The sequence below is a fragment of the Mycobacterium sp. MOTT36Y genome (assembly GCF_000262165.1).
GTDB lineage: Bacteria > Actinomycetota > Actinomycetes > Mycobacteriales > Mycobacteriaceae > Mycobacterium > Mycobacterium intracellulare.
This window is the reverse complement of sequence record NC_017904.1, coordinates 2,922,834-2,948,015: the sequence shown is the minus strand read 5'-3', so window position 1 is coordinate 2,948,015 and position 25,182 is coordinate 2,922,834. Positions and strand designations below refer to the sequence as shown.

25 protein-coding genes and 1 pseudogene are annotated in these 25,182 nt (G+C 67.5%); 7 read left to right on the top strand and 19 right to left on the bottom strand.

The features are described 5' to 3' along the window. Positions 1 to 5: 5 nt before the first annotated feature. Positions 6 to 704, bottom strand: a complete 699-nt coding sequence (locus W7S_RS13560; RefSeq protein WP_014382662.1) for a TetR/AcrR family transcriptional regulator — start codon at positions 702 to 704, stop codon at positions 6 to 8. Between the two features lie 64 nt (positions 705 to 768). Here W7S_RS13560 and W7S_RS13555 point away from each other — a divergent pair. Both W7S_RS13555 and W7S_RS13550 read left to right on the top strand, forming a co-directional pair. Continuing rightward, positions 769 to 984: pseudogene (locus tag W7S_RS13555) on the top strand (nitroreductase family deazaflavin-dependent oxidoreductase); the annotation flags it as partial. A 313-nt stretch (positions 985 to 1,297) separates the two neighbouring features. Beyond that, a complete protein-coding gene (locus tag W7S_RS13550) occupies positions 1,298 to 2,422 on the top strand; it encodes a class I SAM-dependent methyltransferase (RefSeq protein WP_014380224.1) in 1,125 nt (374 codons plus the stop codon). Here W7S_RS13550 and W7S_RS13545 read toward each other — a convergent pair. The 3 genes from W7S_RS13545 to W7S_RS13535 all read right to left on the bottom strand — a co-directional run bounded on the left by W7S_RS13545 (position 2,419) and on the right by W7S_RS13535 (position 4,483). Then, positions 2,419 to 2,877 (bottom strand): DUF2231 domain-containing protein, encoded by a 459-nt coding sequence (locus W7S_RS13545; protein WP_014384807.1) that lies wholly within the window; start codon positions 2,875 to 2,877, stop codon positions 2,419 to 2,421. The genes W7S_RS13550 and W7S_RS13545 overlap by 4 nt on opposite strands. Before the next feature lie 41 nt (positions 2,878 to 2,918). Further along, on the bottom strand, positions 2,919 to 3,554 hold the full coding sequence (locus W7S_RS13540; protein ID WP_014382659.1) for a hypothetical protein: 636 nt from the start codon (positions 3,552 to 3,554) through the stop codon (positions 2,919 to 2,921). 119 nt (positions 3,555 to 3,673) lie between these two features. Beyond that, positions 3,674 to 4,483, bottom strand: coding sequence for a SigB/SigF/SigG family RNA polymerase sigma factor (locus tag W7S_RS13535; RefSeq protein WP_036396576.1), 810 nt, complete (start codon positions 4,481 to 4,483; stop codon positions 3,674 to 3,676). A 775-nt stretch (positions 4,484 to 5,258) separates the two neighbouring features. On the opposite strand from W7S_RS13535, the gene W7S_RS13530 reads away from it, so the two are divergent. After that, a complete protein-coding gene (locus tag W7S_RS13530; RefSeq protein WP_014711717.1) occupies positions 5,259 to 6,158 on the top strand; it encodes an SDR family NAD(P)-dependent oxidoreductase in 900 nt (299 codons plus the stop codon). A gap of 149 nt (positions 6,159 to 6,307) precedes the next feature. On the opposite strand, the gene W7S_RS13525 is transcribed toward W7S_RS13530, so the two are convergent. Beyond that, positions 6,308 to 6,979, bottom strand: a complete 672-nt coding sequence (locus W7S_RS13525) for a TetR/AcrR family transcriptional regulator (RefSeq protein ID WP_014380218.1) — start codon at positions 6,977 to 6,979, stop codon at positions 6,308 to 6,310. Between the two features lie 184 nt (positions 6,980 to 7,163). Between W7S_RS13525 and W7S_RS13520 the strand changes: the two genes are divergently transcribed. Continuing rightward, positions 7,164 to 8,927, top strand: a complete 1,764-nt coding sequence (locus tag W7S_RS13520; protein WP_014711716.1) for an amidohydrolase family protein — start codon at positions 7,164 to 7,166, stop codon at positions 8,925 to 8,927. A 43-nt stretch (positions 8,928 to 8,970) separates the two neighbouring features. On the opposite strand, the gene W7S_RS13515 is transcribed toward W7S_RS13520, so the two are convergent. After that, positions 8,971 to 9,573 (bottom strand): TetR/AcrR family transcriptional regulator, encoded by a 603-nt coding sequence (locus tag W7S_RS13515; RefSeq protein ID WP_009952430.1) that lies wholly within the window; start codon positions 9,571 to 9,573, stop codon positions 8,971 to 8,973. A gap of 119 nt (positions 9,574 to 9,692) precedes the next feature. Between W7S_RS13515 and W7S_RS13510 the strand changes: the two genes are divergently transcribed. Further along, positions 9,693 to 10,238: a cyclopropane-fatty-acyl-phospholipid synthase family protein gene (locus W7S_RS13510; RefSeq protein WP_014384802.1), complete on the top strand. Its 546-nt coding sequence runs from the start codon at positions 9,693 to 9,695 to the stop codon at positions 10,236 to 10,238. A gap of 17 nt (positions 10,239 to 10,255) precedes the next feature. Here the strand turns inward: W7S_RS13510 and W7S_RS13505 are convergent, their stop codons facing one another. The 5 genes from W7S_RS13505 to W7S_RS13485 form a co-directional block, all read right to left on the bottom strand. Further along, entirely contained in the window at positions 10,256 to 11,620 is a 1,365-nt protein-coding gene (locus tag W7S_RS13505) for a DEAD/DEAH box helicase (protein ID WP_014384801.1), read from the bottom strand. Further along, a complete protein-coding gene (locus W7S_RS13500; protein WP_014384800.1) occupies positions 11,617 to 11,868 on the bottom strand; it encodes a hypothetical protein in 252 nt (83 codons plus the stop codon). The genes W7S_RS13505 and W7S_RS13500 overlap by 4 nt, the downstream gene beginning before the upstream one ends. Before the next feature lie 76 nt (positions 11,869 to 11,944). After that, complete coding sequence (locus W7S_RS13495) at positions 11,945 to 12,316, bottom strand: thiocyanate hydrolase subunit beta (protein ID WP_014384799.1); 372 nt, start codon at positions 12,314 to 12,316, stop codon at positions 11,945 to 11,947. 7 nt (positions 12,317 to 12,323) lie between these two features. Further along, entirely contained in the window at positions 12,324 to 13,028 is a 705-nt protein-coding gene (gene scnC / locus W7S_RS13490; RefSeq protein ID WP_009952436.1) for a thiocyanate hydrolase subunit gamma, read from the bottom strand. Between the two features lie 33 nt (positions 13,029 to 13,061). Continuing rightward, on the bottom strand, positions 13,062 to 13,898 hold the full coding sequence (locus W7S_RS13485) for an SH3-like domain-containing protein (protein ID WP_014711715.1): 837 nt from the start codon (positions 13,896 to 13,898) through the stop codon (positions 13,062 to 13,064). 109 nt (positions 13,899 to 14,007) lie between these two features. On the opposite strand from W7S_RS13485, the gene W7S_RS13480 reads away from it, so the two are divergent. After that, the gene (locus W7S_RS13480; protein WP_014711714.1) at positions 14,008 to 14,859 is read left to right on the top strand and encodes an enoyl-CoA hydratase-related protein; all 852 of its coding nucleotides are present in this window, start codon (positions 14,008 to 14,010) and stop codon (positions 14,857 to 14,859) included. Positions 14,860 to 14,907: 48 nt separating this feature from the next. Here the strand turns inward: W7S_RS13480 and W7S_RS13475 are convergent, their stop codons facing one another. The 8 genes from W7S_RS13475 to W7S_RS13440 are packed head-to-tail and all read right to left on the bottom strand — an operon-like array spanning position 14,908 to position 23,479. Further along, positions 14,908 to 16,584 (bottom strand): FAD-binding protein, encoded by a 1,677-nt coding sequence (locus tag W7S_RS13475; RefSeq protein WP_009952440.1) that lies wholly within the window; start codon positions 16,582 to 16,584, stop codon positions 14,908 to 14,910. Beyond that, entirely contained in the window at positions 16,581 to 17,933 is a 1,353-nt protein-coding gene (locus W7S_RS13470; RefSeq protein ID WP_014384796.1) for a Rieske 2Fe-2S domain-containing protein, read from the bottom strand. The genes W7S_RS13475 and W7S_RS13470 overlap by 4 nt, the downstream gene beginning before the upstream one ends. 12 nt (positions 17,934 to 17,945) lie before the next feature. Continuing rightward, positions 17,946 to 19,481 carry an acyl-CoA synthetase gene (locus W7S_RS13465; protein ID WP_014711713.1) on the bottom strand — a complete coding sequence of 512 codons (1,536 nt, stop codon included), beginning with the start codon at positions 19,479 to 19,481 and terminating at the stop codon, positions 17,946 to 17,948. Positions 19,482 to 19,490: 9 nt separating this feature from the next. Next, a complete protein-coding gene (locus W7S_RS13460; RefSeq protein ID WP_008257091.1) occupies positions 19,491 to 20,363 on the bottom strand; it encodes an enoyl-CoA hydratase-related protein in 873 nt (290 codons plus the stop codon). 16 nt (positions 20,364 to 20,379) lie between these two features. Next, positions 20,380 to 20,616 carry a biotin/lipoyl-containing protein gene (locus tag W7S_RS13455; RefSeq protein ID WP_008257090.1) on the bottom strand — a complete coding sequence of 79 codons (237 nt, stop codon included), beginning with the start codon at positions 20,614 to 20,616 and terminating at the stop codon, positions 20,380 to 20,382. Then, positions 20,609 to 21,607, bottom strand: a complete 999-nt coding sequence (locus W7S_RS13450) for an alpha-ketoacid dehydrogenase subunit beta (protein ID WP_014384794.1) — start codon at positions 21,605 to 21,607, stop codon at positions 20,609 to 20,611. The genes W7S_RS13455 and W7S_RS13450 overlap by 8 nt, the downstream gene beginning before the upstream one ends. 4 nt (positions 21,608 to 21,611) lie before the next feature. Beyond that, positions 21,612 to 22,616 (bottom strand): thiamine pyrophosphate-dependent dehydrogenase E1 component subunit alpha, encoded by a 1,005-nt coding sequence (locus W7S_RS13445; RefSeq protein ID WP_014711712.1) that lies wholly within the window; start codon positions 22,614 to 22,616, stop codon positions 21,612 to 21,614. Further along, the gene (locus W7S_RS13440; protein ID WP_014384792.1) at positions 22,616 to 23,479 is read right to left on the bottom strand and encodes a mycofactocin-coupled SDR family oxidoreductase; all 864 of its coding nucleotides are present in this window, start codon (positions 23,477 to 23,479) and stop codon (positions 22,616 to 22,618) included. The genes W7S_RS13445 and W7S_RS13440 overlap by 1 nt, the downstream gene beginning before the upstream one ends. Before the next feature lie 285 nt (positions 23,480 to 23,764). Here W7S_RS13440 and W7S_RS13435 point away from each other — a divergent pair, with 285 nt between their 5' ends. Then, positions 23,765 to 24,988: a CaiB/BaiF CoA-transferase family protein gene (locus tag W7S_RS13435; protein WP_009952449.1), complete on the top strand. Its 1,224-nt coding sequence runs from the start codon at positions 23,765 to 23,767 to the stop codon at positions 24,986 to 24,988. Positions 24,989 to 25,182 lie beyond the last annotated feature (194 nt).

Sequence of the window (25,182 nt, the reverse complement as noted above, 5' to 3'; positions counted from 1 at the left end):
TCGGCCTACGCGGTTGTCGGTGATGTCGGGCCGCCGGCCGCGGCCACGTGGACGGGCGCGCGCCACAGGCCGACGATCGCGTCGATCAGCCCTTCGGCGGCGACCGGCCAGGCTGAACGGGATCGCGGCCCGTGCTCGGCCAGCGCGCCTTCGTGCTCGGCGCAGGTGTGCATCAGCAGATTGCGCACCATCACCATTCGCTCGGCACGCACGCGCTTGGGTAGCTCGGGGAGACAGCGGTCGATGCCGTCGAGCGTCTGCACCAGTAACGGCGATGCCAGGGCGTCCTTGGTGACCACGTGGCGGTACGTGGGATCGGCCATCGCCTGGGCCGCGAACCGCGCATACCAGGTCGGGGTCCCCAGGGCGGACAGGTGATCGGTCAGCGGGCGCACCAGTGCGCCCACCCAGTCCCGCAGCTCGGCGGAGTCGCCGACCGCGGCCAGCATGTGCGCGCGCAGCTCCTCGATCGGCTCGCGGTGCTTGGCTTCGATCGCGCGCAGCAGGTCGACCCGGGTCCCGAAGTGGTAGCACGCCGCGGCGTTGTTGCCCTGCCCCGCCGCCTCGCTGATCTGCCGGTTCGACACGGCATACATTCCGCGTTCGGCGAACAACACCTCGGCGGCCGACAAGAGCGCCTCTCGGGTTCCCGTCGACCTTTCGGAACGAGCGATCCGCTCGGCGGTCATCGCCTCAGTGAACACCGGCCGCCTTGTTAAATCAAGCAATTTATTTAGTTGCGGGACCGTGGAATCGGGCGCAGCGACCCGAAACCCGGGGTGGTCGGGGAATCTCAAAGCGGCACAACGCGTCACCGTGCGCAGCCGTGGCCAACGGTTCGTGGCGAGGGTGCAGCTGCTCACCGGCGCGGAGCGCGACGAGGCGTGGGGCGCGGTGCTGGACCATTGGCCGAACTATCGGGTGGCCCAAGGTCTTGCCGGCCGGCGCCAATTCCGGCTGTTTCTTCTGGCGCCGCTTACCTGAGCTGGCCGGAGACCCTAGTTAATCGCCGACATTTTTAGCCGGCAGCGGTCACGAGGGCCGGCGGGAGAGGGCATCGGACGGTCCGTCGAATGCCAATTCGATGCGCCGCCGCCGGCGAATTTCGCTCCGTCAAAACCGTTAGCCGATTCCGAAAGCGGACCTCGGTGTGCGGTCGCCTCGCGCCGGATCCCGCGCGGCCGCTTATTGCTTAAACGCCCTGCTAGCAACGCGCGGCGCGGGCACCGCAACGTCGGCTCTTGACGAAATTGGCCGCGGGATGTCTAATCCGGACGAGAAATCGGGAGGCTGACCGGTGGTCGCAATCGACACGCGAACCGTGGATCGGACGGGGCTTCACCGCATATGGAAAGCGATTCTTATCGGCATCGCATGCATTGTGTTTGCGGCGTGCTACTTCAGGCCCGTTCTGCTCATCGGGGTCGCCCTGATTCTTCTGTCGCTTGTGTGCGCGCGCGTGGTCTATAAGGGCCGGGATCGGTATATCCCCAATTTGTATGCGCGGGACATCGAAGTTTATGACGATGCCTATCGTTCGTTTATCGGTCGCACGCTCGCCGAACTGCGTCAGTGCAAGATCGGGGGCCACACGCTGTTGTGGGAGGCCTCGCGCCTGGCGCCACCAAGCGCCGATCACCCCGACGAATTGCTACTCGACCTGGGCGTCTGGGCCGGCTGGTCGACGCGGCTCATCTCAGACGCGTCAGGCCGCACGGTGTACGGATTCGACACCTTCTCGGGCCTCGTCGAGGACTGGCCGATCGACGACCACACCGTCATCAAGCGCGGCGCCTTCTCCCTGGCGGACCCGGTGGCCAGACGTTTCCTCCGGGACACCGGAGTCAGCTTGCACGACGGGGTGCCCGACGCGCTCGGCCGCAAGGTGGAGTTCATCAGGGGAAGCACCTACGAGACGCTGGCCCCGTTTCTGGCCGAGCGACCGGGCGCTGCCATCCGGCTTTTTCACATGGATCTGGATACGTATGAGAGTTGCCTGCACGCGCTGGAAACCTGCAAGGACCGCTTCGTCGAGGGATCGATCCTTGTCTTTGACGAATACCTGGTCACCAACGGCGAAATGCTGGCGTTTTACGAATTCCAGAGCAAGTACGAGTTGCAATGGCACTACCGCGCTTGGGGCCTCGAAGCGTGGGAGATGAACCTCGAGATGGTGACCGCGCGCCCGAAACGCGCTGTCTACTACCTCATCACGATGGCCCTGCATTGGACGATCGGCGGCGGCAGCTACGCGTGGACGATTTTCCGCAAAAGGTTTTGGCGATTTTGGCTGGGCGCGCCGATCGCCGACATGCTTTTCATGCTGGGCGCTGCCGGGCAACGCAAGTCGGTCAGCCTGGAAATCACCGGGCTGGGCAAACTCGATCGACGCCGCCCCGCAGACCACAACGAGTTCGTCTAGCCGCCCCAGACGGCGTGGGCGCCGGCGTCGCCCACGCGGTAAATCTGCAGGGTCGACGCGATGCCGGTCGCGAGCACCACGATCGCGACGACGGCGTGGAGTACCACGCGGCGCCGATCGGATCGGCGTTCCACGATTCGGAGCGCGACGAGCAGTACGGCGACCACCAGCAGCGCGGCCGAGAAGTAGGTCATGACGCCGCCCCGCGCGGCGTGTTCGCGCAGGATCGGGCTGGGGTTGGCCTGGCGGTCGTAGAGCCACGCTCCGGCGTCGATGGTGATGGGCGTCAACACCAACGTGACCGCCGCGAGGATCAGCGTGAGCCACATCAGTTGCCCGCGCCGGGCGGCCGGCCACAATCCGCACACGATCTCCAGCGCGGCGGTCAGCGGAACGAGCACCAACACGAAATGCAGCAACAGGGCGTGAGCCGGCATCCCGTTGATGACGTTCATGGCGTCCCCTCGGCCACGGTCCGCTCGGGTCTGCGCGGCGCCTAGCCGCCGAGGCCCTTCTTGATGGCCGCGTCTTGCTTCTGGCCGACATCGCTGACGAAATCTGGCGGGGCCAGCGTGTCGGTCGGGCCGTCGAACTGCAGCGTGGCAAGCGCCCGCCCCTCGGTGAAGAGCAGGATCACCACACCCTTACTGCGGTCGGGTGCGTTTCCCATCAGCATCGTTCCGCCGGTCCCGACGTTCGACGGTTGCGTGGTCGGATCTTTGACGACGCCGCCCTGCTGGCCCTTGGCCGCGTTCAACGCGTTCGTCGCCGCCTCGGGATCGTCGTAGACGGCGATGGTGACCTTGATGGCATGGCTGCCGTCGTCGTCCTTGAAGGTCGTTTCGACGCCCGGCTTCCCGTTGGGATTGCTGGTCGGGGGAGCGGCGGTGAAGGGAACCGGCGCGCTGATGTCGCTGGCCTGGATGAGCAGCCTGGCGTAATCGTTGGGCTGTGCGGGTCCTGCCGACGACGGCGGCGCCGAGCTGGCGCCGCTGGGGGCCGAGGTTGCCGAGGTGGGGGATCCGGTCTTCGACGTCGATGGTTGCGACTTGTTGTTGCCGCAGCCGGCCACCGACACCGCCAGTGCCGTCGTCGCCGCGACACCCGCGATCAGCGCTCGTGAAATCCTCATCGCATCGAGCTCCCTTCCAGGTCTTCCCGGCGACAACGTCGGGCCCGTCCTTCGAATCGCACAGTACATTGCTCCGCGGCGGGGGACGCTGCGGAGCAATGTACTGGGTGCCGGACGGGCTACTCGAGTTGGTCGCGCAGGCAGCGCAGCGTGTTTGCCAGGATGCGCGAGACCTGCATCTGCGACACCCCGATCCGCTCCGCGATCTGGCTTTGCGTCATCGATTCGAAGAACCGCATACGCAAGACGTCGCGTTCGCGTGGCGGCAGGGTGGCAACGAGGGCCCGCAGCGCCTCGCGGTTGGTGATGTGCTCGATCTGCGGATCGATGTCGCCCACCGAGTCGGCCACCGAGCGCGGCGTTCCGGAACTATCGGCGCCCAGCGGTGCGTCGAGGGAATCGAGCCGGTAGGCATCGCCGGCGACGAGGCATTCGACGATCTCCTCCCGCGGAACCTCGAGCATCTGCGACAGTTCGCCCGCGTTGGGCGCGCGCCCGAGCTGCTGGGCGAGATCGGCGGTCGCCCTGCTGATCTGCACGTGCAGTTCGCGCAACCGCCGCGGGACACGCATCCCCCAGCTGTAGTCGCGGAAATAACGCCGGACCTCGCCCATCATGGTGGGGACGGCGAAACCGATGAAGCTGGGGCCCTTCGCAGGGTCGAACCGGTTGACGGCGTTCATCAGGCCCAGGCGCGCGACCTGAATCAAGTCCTCGAGACCCTCGCCCCGGCGGGCGAAGTGGCTGGCCACGTGGTCGGCCAGCGGCAGGCAGCGGGCGACGATGTATTCGCGCTGGCGGGCGTACTCGTGCGACTCGGCCGGCATGCGATGCAGCGCCACGAACATGTCGACTACGTCGTCGTATGAATCGTCGGATTGTCTGGCGGGCGCCGGAGCGGGACGGGTTGGGGCAATCGTGTGGGTCATCGTGCCGCGCACCTTGTGTTCACTCGATGAATCGTGTAAACACCTGCGCGAGAACAAGTTTGCATTGCTGACTCACTTTCCTGAGTCTATGCAGAAAGACATCGCGGGAACCCGCACAGTCGCCTCCACTGCATCCTGATCCGCGGGACTTGTCGTTTACCCACCGCACACGCGCTACCAACGGGAAATGACTCTCGGGTGTGTGATCGCCGGAGTCAGTACCAAGCTCAGTAGCCGTGAGGCTGACTGGCCGCTTTGAGCTAAACGGCGACATGTCCAGAAGCGGACTTCATTGGAGACTATACGCCCCCGCGCATCGCACGGCGATCCGTTCCGGTGGGGCTTCCCGCGATCACTTAACTGTTTCCTCGTGCACCAGTCAACGGTTAGCAATCTGCCCATCCGGAGGCGGCCGGACGGGACCTGACGGACCCCCATCGCGCCGAGCTGCGGTGTTGCGAACTTTCCCCGTCCGACGATCCAGGGCCCGGCATTCGTCAGCAAATGGAATCGGCGGCCAATCCCATGCTCTTCGCCGCCGATTGCGCTCCGCCCTGGGTCGGTTGCGGGGAGTGCTCGAAGCGCCGCCGCTCAGCCGTGTTTGGAGAGCGTCGGGCCGGTGCGCCCACAAGATGATCGGGGTCGATGCTCGCTTCGGTATCGTTCGCCTAATGTTCATCATCCAATCGAGCGGCACGCCTCGCACCGATAACGAGAGCCTTTCGCGCGCAATGCTTTACGCCGAGCTCGGGACGACTGGCTCCCGGAGCCGTCGGTGACTGGATCCGGCGCGCACGCCCTGCTGGAAGGGCGCGCGGTGGCGGTGTCCGGTGGCAGTCGCGGCATCGGACGTGCGGTCGCCGAGCTGCTGGGCGGCCTGGGCGCCGGTGTCGTGGTCAACGGGCGTGACCGGCACGCGGTGGAGGAGACGGTCGCCGCGATCAGCGCGGCGGGCGGGCGGGCCACCGCGGTGGTGGGCGCCGCGAACGACGAACGGGTGGCCCAAACGCTCGTCGACGAATGCGTCAGCGCGTTCGGGCGGCTGGACACGCTGATCAATTGCGCCGGAATCGCCGAGCCGCCGGGTTCCTCCATCCTGAACATCTCGGCGGCCGAGTTCGAGCGGCTGATCGGCGCGCACCTGGGCACGGCGTTTCACACGTGCCGGGCCGCCGCCCCGGTCATGGCCGCGCAGGGGCGCGGCGCCATCATCAACACCGGTTCGGTGGCCTTCCTGGGCGACTACGGCGGGACCGGCTACCCCGCGGGTAAAGGCGCCGTCAACTCCCTGACGATGGCCATCGCCGCCGAACTGAAGCCCCACGGCGTGCGGGCCAACGTGGTGTGTCCCGGCGCCCGCACACGGCTGTCCACGGGGCTCGAATACGAAAGACATATCGAAGATCTGCACCGCCGCGGGCTGCTCGACGAGATGACCATGCGGGCCTCGCTCGACAGCGCCCCGCCCGAGTTCGTCGCCCCGCTCTACGCCTACCTCGCCAGCGACTTGGCGGGTGAGGTGACGGGCCAGATCCTCGTCGCCGCAGGCGGTTTCGTCGGCAGCTTCGACCGCCAAACGCCGCGCGTGCTCGGTTATCGCGACCACCATGAGTCCGGACCGTGGTCGGTGGCAGAGGTGCACACGATGGTCGGCGCCGCGACGAAGGCGCGATGAGCGGCGGCACCCAGCGACGAAAAGCCGCCGCCTGCCGCTTAAGCCGGCCGGCCGCGGCATTTGCGGACAGACATATCGATGGAAACGTATGGTCACCGACCGCCGGTGCCCCGGCGGGTCCGGTACGCGGCCGACTTCGACCGTCCCGGTCAGGACGCCTTCGACGAGCGCCGGCGCGTTCGCGGCGGCTCGGCGGTGCCCAGCGCATCCATCGTGCGGACCAGCTGCGGGTAGGCGATCGCCGGCCCGATCCAGCGGGTGAGATAGCGCCGCAGATCGGCGCCGCTGCGGGGCGGCCTGCCCGGGTCGGCGAGAAAGGAATGCAGGACCCGCAGCGAGAACTCGTTCAGCTCGTCCAGGCCCGCCTCGTCGAAACCGTAATGCTCCCAATCGATGTCGTAGCGATGCAGCATCGACCGACCGAATGCCAACGCGGTATCGGAGATGATCGAGACCTTCTGGCCACCGCGATGGCGCTGGTTGAGGACGAATTCGACCTGATTGTCCGAGGCCAGCTCCTCGATGGCGAAAGCCATTCCCTCGGTGATGGCCACGACGGGGTCGGTGACGCCGTCGAGGTGCGCCGCCATGCGATCGAGGAAGCCGTCGGCCGAACGCATCGCGGACGCCACCAACAGCGCCTGGGTTCCGGGGAAGTATCGGTAGACGGTCTGGCGGGTGACGCCCAGCGCCCGGGCGACATCGGCGATCCGCAGCGCTGAACCGCGTTCGTCGATGATCTTGTCGGCGGCGTCGAGGATGCGCTCGATCGCCTCCGCGTCGGAAGCCGGCGTATTTCCTGCCCAACCGTGGCTGCGCATGATTTACCGAACGGCAAACCGGTAGGCGGTGATCCCCACAGCTGGATCATAGCGTCCGCCGCCGCACTGTCGTTGCTGGCTAATCGGCGCGTGGCGCGCCGATAACGAGGCCAGACACTATGCCCGGTATGTATGATCACTGCGGATCCAGCAGGCAGGGCGCCTGGCAGAGGGAGGCCGACCGATGCAGTACGACACCGTGATCACCAACGGGCGCTGGTTCGACGGGACTGGAGGACCCTCGGCGGTGCGGGACATCGGTGTGCGTGACGGCCGCGTCGTTGCCATCGCCAAGGGGCTCGACACGGCCGGCGCCGACGTCATCGACGCGACGGGCCAGTGGGTGATCCCTGGCATCATCGACATCCACACTCACTATGACATCGAAATCCTTTGTGCGCCAGAGCTTTCCGAATCGCTGCGGCACGGCGTGACGACCGTGATGCTGGGATCGTGTTCGCTGTCCACCGTTTACCTGGACAGCGTCGATGCCGGTGACATCTTCGGCCGGGTCGAAGCGATTCCCCGGCGCTATGTCATCGAGCACCTCGGTGCGGCGCGCTCGTGGACCAATCCCACCGAATACGTGGCCGAACTCGAACGCCTCAACCTCGGTCCGAACCTCGCGGCCTTCATCGGGCACTCCGATCTGCGCGCCGCGACGATGGGCCTGGATCGGGCGACGCGCAAGGACGTGCGGCCGTCCGCCGCGGAACTCGCCCGCATGGAATCGATGCTGAACGACGCGCTCGATGAGGGGTTCGTCGGGATGTCTTCGCAGCAACTGCTGTTCGACAAGCTCGACGGCGAGGTCTGCAGATCGCGCACGCTGCCGTCGACGTACGCGTCCCCGCGCGAGCTGCGCCGCCTGAACGCGATCCTGCGGCGGCGCGACAAGATCTTGCAGTCCGGCCCCGACATCAAGAACCCGCTGTCGGTGGTCTCGCAGCTGCTGACGTCGCTCGGGATCCGCCGGCGCCGCCTGAAGACCAGCCTGTTGTCGGCGGCCGACATCAAGGCCATCCCGTTCGTCATTCACGTCATGGACCGCCTCGCCCGCGTCGTCAACGCCCTCGGCGGCGACTTCCGCTGGCAGCATCTGCCGGTGCCGTTCGAGGTCTACGCCGACGGGATTTCGTTGGTGGTGTTCGAGGAGTTCGGCTCCGGCGCCGCGGCGCTGCACCTGCAGACCGAGATCGAACGCAATCAGCTCATGCGTGACGAGGAGTATCGGCGCAGGTTCCGCAAGGACTACGACAGCAAATACGGGCCCCGGGTCTGGCACCGCGACTTCTTCGATGCCGAAATCGTGGCCTGCCCAGACGAGTCCGTCATCGGCAAATCATTCGGGCAGGTCGGCGTGGAGCGTGGCGGCGTGCACCCGGTCGACGCCTTCCTCGACTTGGTCGTCGAACACGGCGAAAAGCTGCGCTGGCGCACCACGATCTCCAACCACCGACCCGAAGTCCTCAAGAAGATGGCCCAGAGCCCGACCATCCAAATGGGGTTCTCCGACGCGGGCGCGCATCTGCGCAACATGGCGTTCTACAACTCCGGACTGCGGCTGCTGCGGCACGCGCGCGACGCCGAAAAGTCCGGCAGGCCGTTCATCTCGATGGAGCGCGCCGTGCACCGGCTGACCGGCGAGCTCGGGGAGTGGTACGGCATCGACGCCGGGACGCTGCGCGAGGGTGACCGCGCCGACATCGTCGTCATCGACCCCGACAAGCTCGACGAGTCCCTCGACCGCTACGCCGAGCATCCGGTCGAGTCCTACGGCGGGCTGTCGCGGATGGTCAACCGCAACGACGAGACGGTCACGGCCGTGCTGGTGTGCGGGAAACTCGCGTTCGCCGCCGGCAAGGCCACGCCGGCGCTGGGCAAGGAACGATTCGGTCAGTTCCTGCGGGCGGGCAGCCCCTCCCGAAACCTCGCCGCCACCGGGTAGGTAGGCGGCGCGCCGAGCGAATACGCCTGGGCCGCAGGGGTCTTCACGCCACCGAGGCGCCCAGGATGAGGTTGACGGCCTCGTCGAGTTGGCCGGCGATCTCGGCGAAACTGATGAACCGGGCCGTCATCAGCGCACCGGAGAAGGTCATCTGCAGCGTGGACTTCACCGCACGCGGCCAACCCGGCCCCAACGCGGCGCCGATGCGCCTGGACACCTCCTCGCCGATCTGTTCGCGCAGCGGCGTGACCGCCGGATCGTCGGCCATCAGGGCCGCGCCGCACGCGGCGGTCAGCTCCGGCTCGTCGGCGACCACCACCGCCATATCCCGCAGGGTCGCGCTGACCCGGGTCTTGGTCGTCTCGTTGACGTCGGTGTGCAGCGGCAGGTCGCGCAGGAAGCGCAGGTACACCGCCGCGACCAGCGCGCTTTTCGACGGGAAGTAGGTGTAGGCGCTGGCCGGGGACACCCCGGCACGAGTCGCCACGGCGCGCATCGTCAGGTTCGCGTACGACGTTTCCCGCAGCTCCTCGAGCCCGGCATCGAGGACTTTGCGAATCGTCTGGCCCGGCCGGCGATCCGACCTGCGGGCCGCCCCGGCGGCGGCTTTAGCGGCAACGGCCTGGAACGACGCCTCGTTGGACACCCGTCCAGTCTAGGAAGGCGCCGCGCCACCAACAACTTCCGTTCATCGCGGTCGTCTCCACCGCGCGATGCCGCTAGCAGACAACTGTCCAGAAGACGCCGGGTCCTAGAGTGTCGCGTATGGGCGAATCGGACCGGCAACGCTGGGACGAACGGTACGCCGCGAAGGCGCCGCCGTCGCTGGATTCGGTTGGGCCGCCCGGTGTTTTCGCGGGCCACGCGCGGGAGTTTCCCACCGCCGGCACGGCGCTCGACCTGGCCTGCGGGCAGGGAACCGGGTCGGCCTGGCTGGCGTTGCGGGGCCTGCACGTGCTGGGGCTGGACATCTCCGCGGTGGCGGTCGCCCACGCGCGGGAGTTGGCCCGGCGTGCCGCGGTGGCCGACCGCTGTCGCTTCGACGTCGTCGATCTCGACAACGGTCTGCCGGCGGGCGCGCCCGCCGATGTCATCCTCTGCTGCAAGTTCCGCGACCGCCGTCTCGACCGTGCGATCATCGAACGCCTGGCGCCCGGCGGGCTGCTGGCGATCGCCGCGCTCAGCGAGGTGGGGGCGTCCGCGGGGCCGTTTCGCGCGGCGCCCGGCGAGCTCACCGCCGCGTTCGCCGAACTGACCCCGATCGCCGCCGGCGAGGGAGCGGGCCAGGCCTGGCTGCTGGCGCGCCGCTGACCCGTTCCGGACCTCGACTATCTGGTGCTTCCTTGTGGGCGGCTCGAACGGCGACGATCCAGCCGACGCGTCGCGGTGGCGCCGTGGTGCGATGTCGCCGCTTCGGCGGGGGAACTGGTCTTGGGTGACCGGGTGTTGGTCCGCCGACGCCGGTTACCGCCGGTGTTCTGCCGATGCTGGCGCGCGGGAACATTGGCGGGCACCGGGGCCTGATAGGGCGCAACCTCACCCACGAGCGCCTGCACCGCCTCCGACATCGCGGTCACCTGCTGGGGAGCGACTGTGATGCCGGCCTTGCGCAGCAACTCCCGGGTGTCTTGGCGCTGCTCGGGCAGCACCACCGTGACGACGTCACCGGCGCTCCCGGCCCGCGCGGTGCGCCCGGACCGGTGCAGGTAGGACTTGTGCTCGCTGGGCGGATCGATGTGCACGACAAGCTCGACCTCGTCGACGTGTACACCACGCGCGGCGATATCGGTCGCCACCAGCACCCGGGCGCTGCCCGCGGCGAACCTCGCCAGGTTGCGCTCCCGAGCCGGCTGAGACAGGTTGCCGTGCAAGTCGACTGAGGGAATGCCAGATTCGGTGAGCTGCTTGGCGAGCTTTCGCGCTTGGTGCTTGGTGCGCATGAACAGGATCCGGCGTCCGGCGCCGGAGGCGAGCCGGTGCACCAGTTCCTTTTTGGCCTGCGCACTGTCGACGTGGAACACGTGATGTGTCATCTCGGATACCGGGGAGTTGGCCTCGTCGACGGAGTGCGAGACCGCGTCGCGGAGGAACCGGGTGACGAGCTTGTCGACGCCGTTGTCCAGCGTCGCCGAAAACAACAGGCGCTGGCCACCATTCGGCGTCGCGGCCAGGATCCGCGTGACGCCGGGCAGAAAACCGAGATCGGCCATGTGATCCGCCTCGTCGATCACGGTGATCTCGATCGCGTCGAGGCTGATCAGACGCTGCTTCATCAGGTCCTCGAGGCGGCCGGGGCAGGCGACGACGATGTCGACGCCGGATTTGAGCGCGGACACCTGACGGGTCTGCGAGACGCCGCCGAAGATCGTGGTGACCCTCAGGCCACACGCAGCCGCCAACGGCTCGAGCGTCGCGGTGATCTGCGTCGCGAGCTCGCGGGTGGGTGCGAGCACCAACCCCGAGGGCCGTGCGGGGCGCCGGTTTCCGCGGGAGAGGCGGCTGACGAGGGGAATCGAGAATGCGAGGGTCTTTCCGCTGCCGGTTTTCCCGCGGCCGAGGACATCTCGGCCGGCGAGTGTGTCGGGCAGGGCTTCCACCTGAATCGGGAATGGGTGTGTTATGCCGCGCGCTGCGAGCGCACTGACGATGTGTTTGCCCACGCCGAGATCGGCGAAAGTCTTGTCGGTAGTCACTTTTCGGTGCCTTTCAGGCATCGGTGGTGCCGCGCCGGAGACAAGGAGGTCACGCGGGCATCGGCACGAAGGTGGCGAGATTGCCGGGTGGCAAAATCGATCGCCGCGAGACCAGCTAGTGCGCGATGCACGGTCATCGAGGTGTCAAGCGCGATCTTCATCGCTGGCACCAGTGGGATGAGGAAGCGTTCCACGACGGTGTTGGCATGCAGTGTTGTGAAGCCAACGTTGCCGCCAGCGTAGCGCATCGCCGACCGAAGCCTCTCATCAGCAGCGAAAAACACGCGCTGTTGTGCTGCAACTCACTATTTGCGATGACGTCGCTCAGGATTCCAGCCTGGCGCGCACGGCGGCCAGCCTCGCCTCGAGTTCGGATTCGTCGATGACGCCGCGCGCGACGAGCGAGTGGGCCAGGGCAACCAGCCGGTTCTCCGGGTAGGGCAGTTCGGCGTAGACGGTCGCCGACAGCGTGTCCTCATCCTCCCGCCGCTCGATGAACCCGAGGGCCTCTGCGCCGCAACGGCTTTGGTCGATCGCATCACAAATGCCGTCGAGACTCGTCTGCCAGGGTGGCACCGGGTTGTCGACCCCGTACTTCGCCGCCATGCGACTCCAGACCTGGTTGCGCGCAACGATTTTCGTCAGCGGTGCGACGGTGGAGTCCTCGATCGGACGTGGGGTGTGCGCGGTGCTCATCGGAAGCTCAGGGCGCTGCGGGATGGACGGCGGCGCGGGTCCGGGTGACGGCGTTGGTCGTCACGCCCGGCTTGGGCAGCGCGACACCGATCAGGCAGTCGCGCGTGACGATCTCGGCGAGTTGCTCCTCGGTCCACCCCTGCGTTCCGTCGGGGCGGACGGGCAGCACCATGAAACGGTGCTTCTGGTTGGAGTCCTCCACCCGGATCTCGACGTCCTCCGGCAGGATCAGGCCGAACTCCGCGAGCACCTGGCGTGGCCAGCGGACGATGCGGCGGCGATAGTTGGGCGTCCGATACCACTCGGGGGAGTTGCCCAGAATCGGCCGCGGATAGCACGAACACAGCGTGCAGACGATCACGTGGTGCAGCGTCGGGGTGTCCTCGAGGACGTGCAAAGCCGTGAAGTCGCTGGGCGTCCCGAAGCCGGTCGGTTCCAGCCAGTCGACCCCCACCTCCTTGCTTGCGGCGAGCGGGTCCGAACGGACCAGCTCCTTGTAGTCGGCGTCGAGCCAGGCCCGCGCCACCAGGTGCGCCGCGGGGGTGGGGCCGATCTGTTCGGCGAACTCGGTGAAGCGTCGATGCTCCTCCGCGGTGAAAAGGCCCTTCTCGATGCACAATTCGCGCAGCGCGATCTCGAGGACTTCGAAGTCGGTGATCTCGTCCACCATGGGCGCTGCGGTGCGCTCGTGATCGTGTTCGTCGGCGCTCATTCGTGGTCCTTTCTTCCGAAGCCGCAGCCGTGGCTAGGCCGATTCGAGCCACCGTTCCGGGATCTCGGTCTGCAGGGTGTCGTTGCCGGGCCCGGTGTAGCCGTGCCACAACTGGGAGAGGTTGAACCGGACGATGTAGAACCACTCGGGCCGTTGGTCCGGGCCGTCCCACGTCTCGTCCTCGGCGGCGGGGCTTTCGTAGGACACGACCGCGATCTCGCCCGTCGCGCCGCGCACATACTCCTGGGTGCGGGTGTAGAGCAGCACGGGGAGATCGCGCACCACGACCCTGTCGCCGACGCTGAACTTCGGCGCCCCGGCCTGCCCGGCATACACCTGCGGGTCGCCCTTGCCCACGGCATGGACATGGTGCCGGTTGCGGTGGACGGGCGCGGGATCGCCCTCGAACTTCGGCGTCGCCGCCAAGGGCCTTCCGCGCAGGCCGTCGGCGTAGCGTGCCTTGACTTCGGCCATGCGTTCGGCCAATTCACTCAGGCCGATGTGGTGCTTTTCGGTGAGTACGCGTGCCACCGCCAGCAGCCAGCGCCCGTAATAGGGCAGGCCGAGATAGATGGTGCGGCCGAGATCGACGTTGCCCATCCGGCGCCGTTCCTCGGACAGCCAGATCCCACGCCGGCCGAGCACCTCGCACAGGACGTACGTGTTGTGCTCCCAGATCTCGTACTGCTTGTTCTCGAACTCGATCGGGGCGTCCGGCTCGCCACCGACGTCGTGCGGGGTCTTGACGTAGGCGGCGAATCGCTCGTGGTCGATGAGATCCGGTGTGGGAGCGTCCGGAAGTTCGGGATAGGCGGATTTGAGCCGGGCCACCAGATCCAGCTGCTGCACCCGGTCGAGAGGAGTCGCCATACCAGCACCATCCGTCGTCACTGCGCCCCAGTACAGCTCACTCCTCGCGTCGCGATCGCGCAACCGTCAAATCGGCGGCGCGCGGGGCGCAGGAGGGTAGGGTCCGACCATGGAGCGTCGCGAGCTCGAAGCGGTCATCTATGAACGCGAACCGCCGATTGCGCGGATCATCCTGAACCGGGCGGACAAGGCCAACACCAAAGACGCGATCCTGGTCACCGAGGTCGACGACTGCCTGCACGAGGCCGACCGTGACAAGGACATCAAGGTCGTCATCCTCAAAGCCAACGGCAAGGGATTCTGCGGTGGGCACGTGGCCCGTTGGGGCCCCGACGAAAACCCGTATCCGGATTTCGGCGAGACGTTCGAGGACCTGTACAAGGGCACCGCCGACCTGTTCCTGTGGCCGACGTTGTACCTCTGGGAATTTCCCAAGCCGACCATCTCGCAGATCCATGGCTATTGCATGGGCGGGGGCATCTATCTCGGGTTGCTGACCGACTTCTGCGTGGCCTCCGACGACGCGTATTTCCAGATGCCCCTAGCCCAAAGCCTCGGCGAGCCAGGCGGGCACACCATGATCGAGCCGTGGCTGCTGATGAACTGGCACCGCACCATGGACTGGCTGCTGCTGGCGCCGACCCTGTCCGCGCAGCAGGCCCTGGACTGGGGACTGCTCAATCGGGTGGTGCCACGCGATCAGCTCGAGGACACCGTCGAGGAGATGGCGCGCAGGATCGCCCAAATCCCGCTGACCACACTGATGGCGGTCAAGAACAACGTCAAGCGTGCCTGGGAATTGATGGGCATGCGGGTGCACCTGCAGGTCAGCCACATCCTGACGAACATGGTCGGCGCCGCCTCCGATGTGCAGGCGCGGCGGGCCGAGCTCATGCGGTCGGGCATGAAGCCCCGCGAATTCGTCGACCGCGACGAGCGGTCTCCCCGCGAGCAGACGTAAAAGCACTCGACACGCCGAAGAATGGGGTGCTTTTGCGTCCTTTCGCCGTTACTTGCCGGCGGCGTGGCGGGCGGCGACGTACCCGAACACCATCGAGCTGGCGATGCTCGCCCCGGCACCCGGATAGGTCCGCCCCATCACCGTGGCCGTGGTGTTGCCGGTGGCATACAAGCCCTCGATCACCCGATCCCGTTGGTCGAGGACCTGCGCGTGCTCGTTGGTGATCACGCCCCCGCACGTCCCGACGTCGGACGGGAGTACGCGGGTCGCGTAGTACGGCGCGGTGTCGAGCGGCCCGATCGCGGCGTTCGGCCGATACCCCGGATCGCCGAGGCAGTCGTTGTAGGCCGATTGGCCGCGGCCGAAGTCCGGGTCCAGCCCCTTGGTCGCGTACCGGTTGAACCGCTGGATCGTGCGGGCCAATTCGTCGGCGGGAAGGCCGATTTCGCCGGCCAGCTCCGCGATGGTCGCCGCGCGCTTCACGGCGCCGGACTCGATCAGTTCCGGCGGCAACGGCTGGTTGCGCTTGAGCGGGTTGGCGCTGGTGACGTATCTGCGGACGTATCCCTCGTCGAAGATCATCCAGCAGGGCACAGCCTTGTTGGCGTACATCGCTTTGCCGACCTCGACGTAGGAGTTCGACTCGTTGCAGAACCTGCGGCCGCTCGGGTCGACGTAGATGGCGCCGGGTCGCTGGCGGCCCGAGCCCAGCGAGGCGGCGACCGCGCCGCCGTTGGCGATGAAAACCGAAGGCAGCCACCAGGCCTCGTCGAGCAGATCGGTCTTGGCGCCCAAACGCATCGCCGCCTCGAGCGCCTCACCGGTGTCCCCGGCGTTGGCGATCGACCACTGCCCTTCGTTGGGCTGGTCGCCGCTGTAGCGGCGGCGCATCTCCTTGTTGTGGCCGAATCCGCCCGCGGCCAGCAGGACTCCCTTGCGCGCCTCGACGTGCAACGGCGTGCCGTCGCGCACGATGCGCGCGCCCACCACCCGGCCGTCCTCGACGACGAGGTCGGCCATCGCGGCGTTGGTCCACAACGGGGGGTGCCCGTCGCTGAGATCCGTCAGCGCCTTGAGCATTTGACCGATCAGCGATGCGCCGTTGGTGAGGATCTGGCGCCGGCGGGCACGCGCGGCCGCGGTGCGCAGGAACACCCGGGCCGCCACGGCGAAGGCGCGCGGTGAGCGGTTGAAGTATTGAACCGACCGCAATTCGTTGGTCAGCACCACGTATCCGTAATTCTTGGCCAGCGGCGGCTGCACCTTGTCGCGCCAATCACCCAACTGTGCGGCGTCGAAAGGGATGCCCTCGACCGCGCGGCCGGACGCGTTGCCGCCCTTGTGGTTCGGGTAGTAGTCGCTCCAGCCCGCACATCGGATCAGTCGCACACCCTTGCGGATGAGGAAGTTGATCATCTCGTGGCCGGCCCGCAGGAACGTTTCGCGCCGCTCGGGCGAGGACGCCGCGCCGATGTCGCCGACCACGTCGGCCAGGTAGGCCAGCCCGTCCTCGTGCGAGTCGGCGATGCCGTCGGCCCGCATCAACGGGTTGTTCGGCAGCCAGACGATGCCGCCGGACAGCCCCGTCGAACCGCCGACCAGTGACTGCTTTTCGATGATGAGGGGTTCGAGCCCGCAGTCCAGGGCGGCCAGGCCGGCGACCATGCCGCCCCCGCCGCTGCCCGCGATGAGCAGGTCCACGGAGCGGTCCCACTGCGGGCTCATCGCGCCTCCACGGGGCTCGTCGTGAAGCCGAGATCGGCGATCGGCACGTCGATGGTCGTGTTGGTCTTCTGGATCGCGGGCACCAGCGCGTCGTACGGCAGCCCGGCCAGGAAGCCGTCGATGACACGCTCGAAGTTGGAGATCAATCCTTCGATCTGGTTGGACAGCCGCATGAAGTCAAAGCCCTTGGAATGCAGCCCCTTTTGTTGCCTCGGCAGGTTGGAGAAGTCCTGGGCGGGAATCGGCGGCCAGCGCGGGTCGTCGGGCGCCATCGGTACCGGGGGCGTCGGTTTACCCGCCGATGCGTCGTTGGGAAACCGGGTGAGGGACCAGATCTCGAACAAGGTGTCCTCGGGTCCCAGCGGCCGGATCCGGTACGACGACGCGCTGCTGTAGGTCGGCAGGATGAAGTAGTGCGGGAAGGCGAACCCGATCGCGTCGGTGATGCCGCGGCGGACCAGCTCATTGAGGTCGGGCATGCCGCTGCCGCGCGCGCGATGCCAGGCGACGACGGCGTCGTTGAGGGCGCTGCGCCACGCGGCCATTGCCGCCGCCGGGTCGGGCGGCAGCTCGATGTTCTGCAGGCCCTCGGCGATCCGGATGTCGTTTTCGTGCGTCATCCCGCCCATGCCGTCGCCGAGGGTGCGCATGAAATACAGGCTGCTCGCGACGACCGGGTGCACCGTCGCGGCGACTTCACCCGGCTGCGCGGACGGCAGCAACTGAGGATGGGTCTGCGGGACGTGATAGCCCTCCATGAACGCCGCCGCGGCCAGCTTCCAGTTCACGGGCAGCCGGCACGATTGCCACCACTCGACGCGCAGCGAGTCGACCTGCCAGGCGTCGTAGACCGACGCGAACGGCTCCATCCAGTCCCGCAGCGCCGGCGCGTCGTCGTCGAGGTTGATCCACGCGCAACCGCCCCAGAGCTCGCATCGCACCGCCACCAGCCGAAGGTCGTCGGCGCTCAGGTTTTCCTCGGCGAACGCTTCGGGACGCAGCACGAACGTGTTGTGGCCGTCGAGGCCCCAGCACCAGCCGTGGAACGGGCACACGAAGGTGCGCCGATTCCCGTTGCCCTCCACCAGCTTCACGCCGCGATGCCGGCAGGCGTTGTGATACGCGCGCACGGTGTGGTTGTCCACCCGCGCCACGATGACGGACTGGTCGAGGATTTCGTATTCGACGAAGTCGCCGGGCTTGGGGATCTCCTCGAGCCGGCACGCCATTTGCCACATGCGGGGCCACAACATCTCGGCTTCCAGCGCGTAGAACTCGGGGTCGTAGTAGCGCTGTTTGGGGATCCGATCGGCGGTCCGAACCGCCCACGGTACGTTCCTAGCGTTCATAGCCATCCTCGTTCACACGATCCGCGATACCCGTCCCTGCCAGTACCGTTCGCGGATGCGCCTCTTGTAGAGCTTTCCGTTCGGGTCCCGCGGCAGCTCCGCGTCGAATTCCACGCTGCGCGGGCACTTGTAGCCGGCCAGGCGGGCCCGGCAGTAGTCGATGAGTTCGGCTTCGAGCTCCGGTCCCGCGACCACGCCGTCGGCGGGCTGCACGACGGCCTTGACCTCTTCGCCGAATTCCTCGTTGGGGACCCCGAACACGGCCGCGTCGACCAGCTTCGGATGCATGACGAGCAGGTTCTCCGCCTCTTGCGGGTAGATGTTGACCCCGCCGGAGACGATCGTGAACGTCGACCGGTCGGTGAGGTACAGGTAGCCGTCTCGGTCGACGTATCCCATGTCGCCGAGCGAGCGCCAGCCGCGGTCGTTGCACACCGACGCGGTCTTGGCGGGGTCCTTGAAGTACGCGAAGTCCGGTCCACCTTCGAAATACAGCTCGCCCGATTCGCCGACGGGGAGCTCCCGCCCGTCCTCGTCGAGCACGTGCACCGGGGCCATCGGGATGCCCACCGAGCCGGGGTGGGCGAGCCATTCCCGTGGCCCGATCGTCGTTCCGGCGAATCCTTCGGTCCCTCCGTAGTATTCGTGGATGATCGGTCCGAACCACTCCATCATGCGGCGTTTGACGTCGACGGGACAGGGCGCGGCGGCGTGGATGACGCACCGCAGGCTCGAAACGTCGTACCTGTCCCGGACTTTCGCGGGCAGCTTGAGCATGCGCACGAACATCGTCGGCACGAACTGGGCCTGGGTCACCCGGTGCTCCTCGATCAGCCGCAGCACGGTCTCGGCGTCGAACCTGCGCAGCAGGATCGATGCGGCGCCGACGCGGTTGGCCGCCATGGTGTAGTTCACTCCGGCCGCGTGATACAGCGGCGCGGGGGACAGGTACACACTCGAGGGGCTCATCCCGTATTTGTGGATCAGCGCCAGCTCCAGCACCGCCTGCGCCCAGGACCCGTTGCCGTCCTCGGGCAGCGGCCGCCGCACCGCCTTGGGGCGCCCCGTGGTGCCCGACGAATACAGCATCTCCGAGCCGTCCGACACCGGCGGCGCTTCGCCGGCCGAGGCCAGCGCGTCCTCATACGACTGCCAGCCGGCCATCGACCCCCCGACGGCGATGTGGGTGATCGGCGCGGCATTGGCGGAACGGAGGTGTGCGGCCAGTTCGGGCATCGAGGCGTCGACAAAGACCGCTTTCGCGTCGGAGTCGTCGATGACGTAGGCGACCTCGTCGGGGATGAAATGGGTGTTGACGGGGGTGTAGTAGAGGCCGGAAAGCTGAGCGCCCCAGGCGATTTCGAGGAATTCGGCTCTGTTCGGCAGAACCAGCGCGATGCCGTCGCCGCGACGCAGGCCGGCGTCGTGCAGCAGCGCGGCGACCCGCCGGCTGCGGGCATGCAGCTGGGCGTACGAGATCGCGTCACCGTCCGCGACGATGAGTGCCGGCGACTGGGCGGCACTGCGGGCGTGGTCGGCGATGTTCACCGGCAACCCTTAAGTGGTTGCGGCGCCGTCGGTCTGGGCGGCCGCGGCGGCCTGGCGGCGGGCGTGCTCGGAGGGCAACACCTTGTCCTTGAAGACGGTCTGAATCAGCTGCTGCACGTCCTTGCTGATCGAGGCGAGCGCGACGAGGTCGTTGGAGCTCTGCCAGTGCACCCGCATGCCCATCAGCTCCCAGGCCCGTTTGAGGTTGGCCTTGGTGAGCATCAGCGTCGTCAGCGGCGCCTGGGCGATGTGGCGGGCGATCGCGTCGACCCGGTCGTCGAGGTCCTCACGCTTGACCACCTCGTTGACGAGGCCGACTTCCAGCGCCTTCCTGGCGTCGATCACCTCGGCGGTGAACAGGTAGTAGGCGGCGCGCCGCCAGTTCATGAAAACCCATGGCTCGATGGAACATTCGCCCGACGGCATGCCGAACCCCTGCAGCGGCGGGTAGGAGAAGTAGGCGTCCTCGGAGGCGATGACGATGTCGGTGGTCAGGCCCATGTGCGTGCCGCCGCCCACGCAGTAGCCGTGCACCTGGGCGATGGTGGGTTTGGAGAATTCCCACAGGTTCAATGTCGGCTTGACGAACAAGTCGCTCTGGGCTTTCCACGGATGGCCGGTGACCATCGCGTTCTCGACGAACGACGGGTAGTCGACGGCGTTGTTGCCGATCGCGTGGCCCGAGCAGAAGCCCTTGCCATTGGCCTTGAGGATGAGCACCTTGATGTCGTAGTCGCGGTCGGCGTCGGCCAGCGCCGCGTCGACCTCCTCGGCCAGCTTCTGGTCCTGCGCGTTGGCCTTCTCCGGCCAGTTCAGGGTGACGCGGGCGATGGGGCCGTCCTTTTCGTAGATGATTCTCTCGCGGGTCTCGTTGAGATCCATGGGATACCTTTCTTCGTTATGACGAGATGACGCCGATTTCGGCGCCGATGTCGTAGGTGGTCCCGACCTGGCCCGTCCACCGCACGGTCCCCGTCGCCCCCGCTTCGATCTCCTGCTCGACCTTCTCGGTGGCGATGACGTAGATCGGCGTGCCCGCCTCGACGTGTTCGCCGGCGCCGACGAGCAGCCCGGTCAGTTCGGCCTCCGAGACCGCCACCGAGACCCGGGGGATGCGAATGATGAAGTCAGCCATGCGCCTTCGCCCTCTCGCAGGTGCGCAGGGCCGCTTCGACGATCCGCGCCGGCGACGGATACACCTGGGCCTCGAGCGCCGCCGCGGCCGGGTTGGGGACGAATCGCGCGGCGACCCGCTCGACCGGCGCGGCGAGCTCGCCGAAGAGCTGTGCGTGCAGGATCGCGGCGATCTCCGCCCCGGGGCCCGCGAATTGCACGGCGTCATGGACGATCACGGCTCGGCGCGTGCGGCGCACGGACCCCACGATGGTGTCGACGTCGAGCGGCACCAGGGTGCGCAGGTCGATCACCTCGGCGCTGACACCCCGCTCGCCCAGCGTGTGCGCGGCGCTCAGCGCGTCGTGCACGCAGCGACCGTAGGCGATCACGCTGACGTCGGTGCCCGGCCGCTTGATGTCGGCCTGCCCGAGCGGGATGGAGAACCCGGGCTCGGTGGGGACGGGGCCCTTCTTGCTCTGCAACCGAATCGTTTCGACGAACAGGCACGGATCGGGGTCGAAGATCGCCGCGGTCAGCAGCCCCTTGCCGTCGCGTGGGGTGGAGGGCACGATCACCTTCATCCCGGGGATGTGCATGAACCACGCCTCGAGGCTCTGCGAATGCGTTGCGCCCGTGGCCAATCCGGCATATACCTGGGTGCGGACGGTGATGGGCGCCGACGTGCGCCCGGCGGTCATGAACCTCAGCTTGGCGGCGTTGTTGATCAGCTGATCGGCGGCGATCCCGATGAAATCCATGATCATGATCTCGGCGACGGGCAGCAGCCCGTCGATCGCCGCGCCGATGGCCGCGCCCACGATCGCGGCCTCCGAGATCGGCGTGTCGAGGACGCGGTCGTGGCCGTACTTCGTCGACAAGCCCGCCGTCGGCCCGGAGGCGCCGGGATCGGCGATGTCCTCCCCGAGCAGGAACACCCGTTCGTCGGCCGCGAGCGCCTGGTCCAGCGCGAGGTTGAGCGCCTCGCGCATGGTCATCTCCTTGTCGTCCATGCGCTTACACCGGGAACGCGATCGGGGTGGCGTACACATCGCGGTCGAGTTCGTCGATCGACGGGTAATTCGCGCCCAGCACGGTCCGCAGGGCCGCCTCCACCGCGGCCGCCGCGTCGCTGTCGATGCGGACGAGATCGTCGTGATCGCAGACGCCGGTCGCTTCCAGGTGGCTGCGGAACCGGGGCACCGGGTCGGCGGCCAGCGCCGCCTCGAGTTGTTCGGCGGGGATGTAGGGCGTCCGGTCGCCGAAGTAATGGCCGCGGAAGCGGAACGTGACGCACTCGATGAAGGTGGGGCCGCCTCCGTCACGCGCCCGCCGCAGCGCGTCGTCGAGCGCCGCTTTCACCGCGAGCGGGTCGTTGCCGTCGACGCGCACGCCCGGCATGCCGTAGCCGGCGGCCCGGTCGGCGACGTGTTCGAGCTTCATGGTGTCCGATGTCGGTGTCATCTCGGCGTAGAGGTTGTTCTGGCAGACGAAAACGAGCGGCAGGTCCCACAGCGCGGCCATGTTGGCGGCCTCGTGAAACGAGCCGGTGTTCGTGGCGCCGTCGCCGAAGCTGACCACCGTGACGCGGTCGATGCCCTTGCGTTTGGCGGCCATCGCCAGCCCGACGGCCACGGGTGGCCCGGCGCCGACGATGCCCGTCGAAAGCATCACGCCCTTGGCGGGATTGGCGATGTGCATGGTGCCGCCCTTGCCCCGGCCGGCGCCCACCGTGCGGCCCATCATCTCGCCGTAGATCTCCTCGAGCTGGACGCCCTTGCCGATCAGGTCGTGCAGGCCGCGGTAGGTCGTCACCAGCTGGTCGTCGGGCCGCAGCGCCACGCCCATCGCTGCGGCGATCGCCTCCTGGCCCCGCGAGGGCCAGTACACGCACATGAACTCGCCGGTGCCGATGCCCTTGGACAATCGATCGTCGGCCGCCTTCATCAGCACCATCAATTCGTACAGGCGACGCTCGACGCCCTGCGAGACCGATTGCGGTGCATCGTGTTCGGTGGTCATCACGCTCCCGACCAGGGTTTGACCTTGAGGAAGCCCCCGGCGTCGACGCGCAACTGCTGTCCGGTGATGTAGCGCGCCGCGTCCGAGGCGAGGAACAGCACCGCCTCGCTGATGTCTTCGGGCTCGACGTAGGGGACCGGCATCGCCTGCACGAGCGGGAACACCGGCTCGGCATCCTCGCGAGTCGGCTCCGCCAGATCGGGCCGGAAGGCGCGATACATCGGTGGGCTGTGCAGCATGTCGGTGTTGACGTTCGTCGGATGCACAGCGTTCATCCGGATGGAAAACCGGGCGAGCGCCAACGCGAAGTCGTTGACGTAGTGTGCGGCAGCCAGTTTCGCGAAGGCGTACCCGGCCCCGCCGGGGCCACCGTCGATCCCGCTGGTATTCATCGATGACATGAACGCCGCGTTGGAGCCGATGACGATGATCGACGCGCCGGAGCGCAGGTGTTTGAGGCTCGCGTGCACCAGGTTCAGCACGCCGATGAGATCCACGTCCACCGCGTCGGCGAAGGCTTGCGGCGGCAGACCCGCGGTCAGGGGGCAGATGCCCGCGTTGGCGACCACGACGTCCAGATGCCCGAACTCGGCGACGCCGGCATCGATGGCGGCGGACAAGGCCACGCGGTCGCGAACGTCCGCGACCGCCGTGTACGCGCGTTGCCCTTCCTTTTCGACCAGCCGCGCCGTCTCGTCGAGGTCCTCCGGACGGGCCAGGGGGTATTCGTTGGTTTCGATGTCGGCACACAAATCCACCGCGATGATGTCCGCGCCCTCGGCGGCCAGCATCCGCGCGTGCGAGCGGCCCTGGCCGCGTGCGGCGCCGCTGATGACGGCCACCTTGCCCGCTACTCTGCCCATCGGCCGCCCTTCGTCCGTCCGGCTACGTCGCGATTCACATTGGGGCCCAATGGTATTCGGTGTAACGGCAGCGGGCCCGGGCGAGGATGAGGGGGCCGGTCACCCGTCTGGGCGGTGGCGGGGCGCGCGATCACCGCGGCGGTTGGCGAAACGAGACCTTCGGCCGGCTCCATCGCATCTCTTCCCGGAAAAACTGCGCTGACCTGCGGATGGGCTATCACTACGCCCAAGACTAGCTAGAATATCTAAAATAGCAAGGAATGGCGGCGAGCGAGGGGATTGGCGATGTCCGACGGGGTACTGCGCGGCGTGCGGGTGGTGGAATTGGCGTCGTGGACGTACGTGCCGTCGGCCGGTGCGGCCCTGTCGGACTGGGGCGCCGACGTCATCAAGGTGGAGGGTGTCACCTCGGGCGACCCGGGCCGCGCGCTGGTCGTCGGAGGTTTCACCCGGCAAGCCGCCCGCCCCGACGCCGACTTCATCCTCGAATTGGGCAACCGCGGGAAGCGCAGCATCGGGATCGACATCAAATCGGCGACCGGCCGTGAGCTGTTCGGCCGGCTGCTGGCCAGCGCGGACGTCTTCTTGACCAATTGGCTTCCGGGCGCGCTCGAGCGGGCCCGCCTGACCGTCGACGACATCCGCTCGTTCAACCCGAAGATCATCATCGCGCGCGGCACCGGGCTGGGCGTGCGGGGACCGGACCGGGACAGGGGCGGGTTCGACGCCGCGACGTACCTCGCGCGGGGCGGGGTCGCGTACACGCTCACACCGTTCGGCACCGAGACCCCGGCGGTTCAGGGGCCGGGTTTCGGTGACCTGCAGGGTGGGGCGACACTGGCCGGCGGTGTCTGCGCCGCCCTGTTCCACCGCGAACGCACCGGCGAGCCGACGATCGTCGACTCCTCGCTGCTGGCCCAGGCGATGTGGTCGATAGCGCCGTCCATTTCGGCCGCCGACTTCTTCGACATCGACGGGATTCCGGGCGCCCCGCCGGGGCTGGCCATCAACCCGCTCGTCAACCGCTACAAGACCAAGGACGGCAGGTGGATCCAACTGGTATTCCTGCAGCCGGACAAGTTTTGGGTGGGCTTCTGCCGGCGCATGGGCCTGGCCGAGCTGGCCGACGACGAGCGCTTCGTCCCGTCGAGCAACCTGATCGCCAACGCGGCCGCGGCGACCGAACTCTTCGCGGATGCGTTCGCCCGCCACGACCTCGCGCACTGGCAACGTGTGCTTGCGGACGAACCCGGCGTGTGGGGCGCCCTGGCGACGCCGCGGGAGACCCTCAACGACCCGCAGGTCGAGCCCAACGGATACGTGGTGACCAACGTGGACGACCACGGCGAGAAGTACCGGATCGTCGCCGCCCCGGTGCAATTCGACGAAACCCCGCCGGCGCCCGCGCGTGCACCCGAACACGGCCAGCACACGGAGGAGATCCTGCTGGAGCTCGACGTCGATTGGGACGACATCGCCAAGGCCAAGGAGCTCGGGGCGATTCTCTAGGGCTCTCTAGGGCGCCGACGGGGGAGCGACCTAATCGCTGGATTCGCAACCCGTTTCGATACCACGCGTCGCGGATTCCGTGGTTAGCAGCCGATTCCGAAAGGGTCACGGGCGGATATCAATGTCTCCCGCGGTCTGGCAGAACGTAGGCCATGGACAAATCATGACACAGGGCGCTTTTGAGATATGCGGCC

What these genes read in the sequence shown, in the direction of transcription:
- W7S_RS13545 (WP_014384807.1), bottom strand. Translation starts at nt 2,877, where the DNA reads ATGAACGTCATCAACGGGATGCCGGCTCACGCCCTGTTGCTGCATTTC.
- W7S_RS13540 (WP_014382659.1), bottom strand. Translation starts at nt 3,554, where the DNA reads ATGAGGATTTCACGAGCGCTGATCGCGGGTGTCGCGGCGACGACGGCA.
- W7S_RS13535 (WP_036396576.1), bottom strand. Translation starts at nt 4,483, where the DNA reads ATGACCCACACGATTGCCCCAACCCGTCCCGCTCCGGCGCCCGCCAGA.
- W7S_RS13525 (WP_014380218.1), bottom strand. Translation starts at nt 6,979, where the DNA reads ATGCGCAGCCACGGTTGGGCAGGAAATACGCCGGCTTCCGACGCGGAG.
- W7S_RS13520 (WP_014711716.1), top strand. Translation starts at nt 7,164, where the DNA reads ATGCAGTACGACACCGTGATCACCAACGGGCGCTGGTTCGACGGGACT.
- W7S_RS13510 (WP_014384802.1), top strand. Translation starts at nt 9,693, where the DNA reads ATGGGCGAATCGGACCGGCAACGCTGGGACGAACGGTACGCCGCGAAG.
- W7S_RS13500 (WP_014384800.1), bottom strand. Translation starts at nt 11,868, where the DNA reads ATGCGCTACGCTGGCGGCAACGTTGGCTTCACAACACTGCATGCCAAC.
- W7S_RS13495 (WP_014384799.1), bottom strand. Translation starts at nt 12,316, where the DNA reads ATGAGCACCGCGCACACCCCACGTCCGATCGAGGACTCCACCGTCGCA.
- scnC (WP_009952436.1), bottom strand. Translation starts at nt 13,028, where the DNA reads ATGAGCGCCGACGAACACGATCACGAGCGCACCGCAGCGCCCATGGTG.
- W7S_RS13485 (WP_014711715.1), bottom strand. Translation starts at nt 13,898, where the DNA reads ATGGCGACTCCTCTCGACCGGGTGCAGCAGCTGGATCTGGTGGCCCGG.
- W7S_RS13480 (WP_014711714.1), top strand. Translation starts at nt 14,008, where the DNA reads ATGGAGCGTCGCGAGCTCGAAGCGGTCATCTATGAACGCGAACCGCCG.
- W7S_RS13475 (WP_009952440.1), bottom strand. Translation starts at nt 16,584, where the DNA reads ATGAGCCCGCAGTGGGACCGCTCCGTGGACCTGCTCATCGCGGGCAGC.
- W7S_RS13470 (WP_014384796.1), bottom strand. Translation starts at nt 17,933, where the DNA reads ATGAACGCTAGGAACGTACCGTGGGCGGTTCGGACCGCCGATCGGATC.
- W7S_RS13460 (WP_008257091.1), bottom strand. Translation starts at nt 20,363, where the DNA reads ATGGATCTCAACGAGACCCGCGAGAGAATCATCTACGAAAAGGACGGC.
- W7S_RS13455 (WP_008257090.1), bottom strand. Translation starts at nt 20,616, where the DNA reads ATGGCTGACTTCATCATTCGCATCCCCCGGGTCTCGGTGGCGGTCTCG.
- W7S_RS13450 (WP_014384794.1), bottom strand. Translation starts at nt 21,607, where the DNA reads ATGGACGACAAGGAGATGACCATGCGCGAGGCGCTCAACCTCGCGCTG.
- W7S_RS13445 (WP_014711712.1), bottom strand. Translation starts at nt 22,616, where the DNA reads ATGACCACCGAACACGATGCACCGCAATCGGTCTCGCAGGGCGTCGAG.
- W7S_RS13440 (WP_014384792.1), bottom strand. Translation starts at nt 23,479, where the DNA reads ATGGGCAGAGTAGCGGGCAAGGTGGCCGTCATCAGCGGCGCCGCACGC.
- W7S_RS13435 (WP_009952449.1), top strand. Translation starts at nt 23,765, where the DNA reads ATGTCCGACGGGGTACTGCGCGGCGTGCGGGTGGTGGAATTGGCGTCG.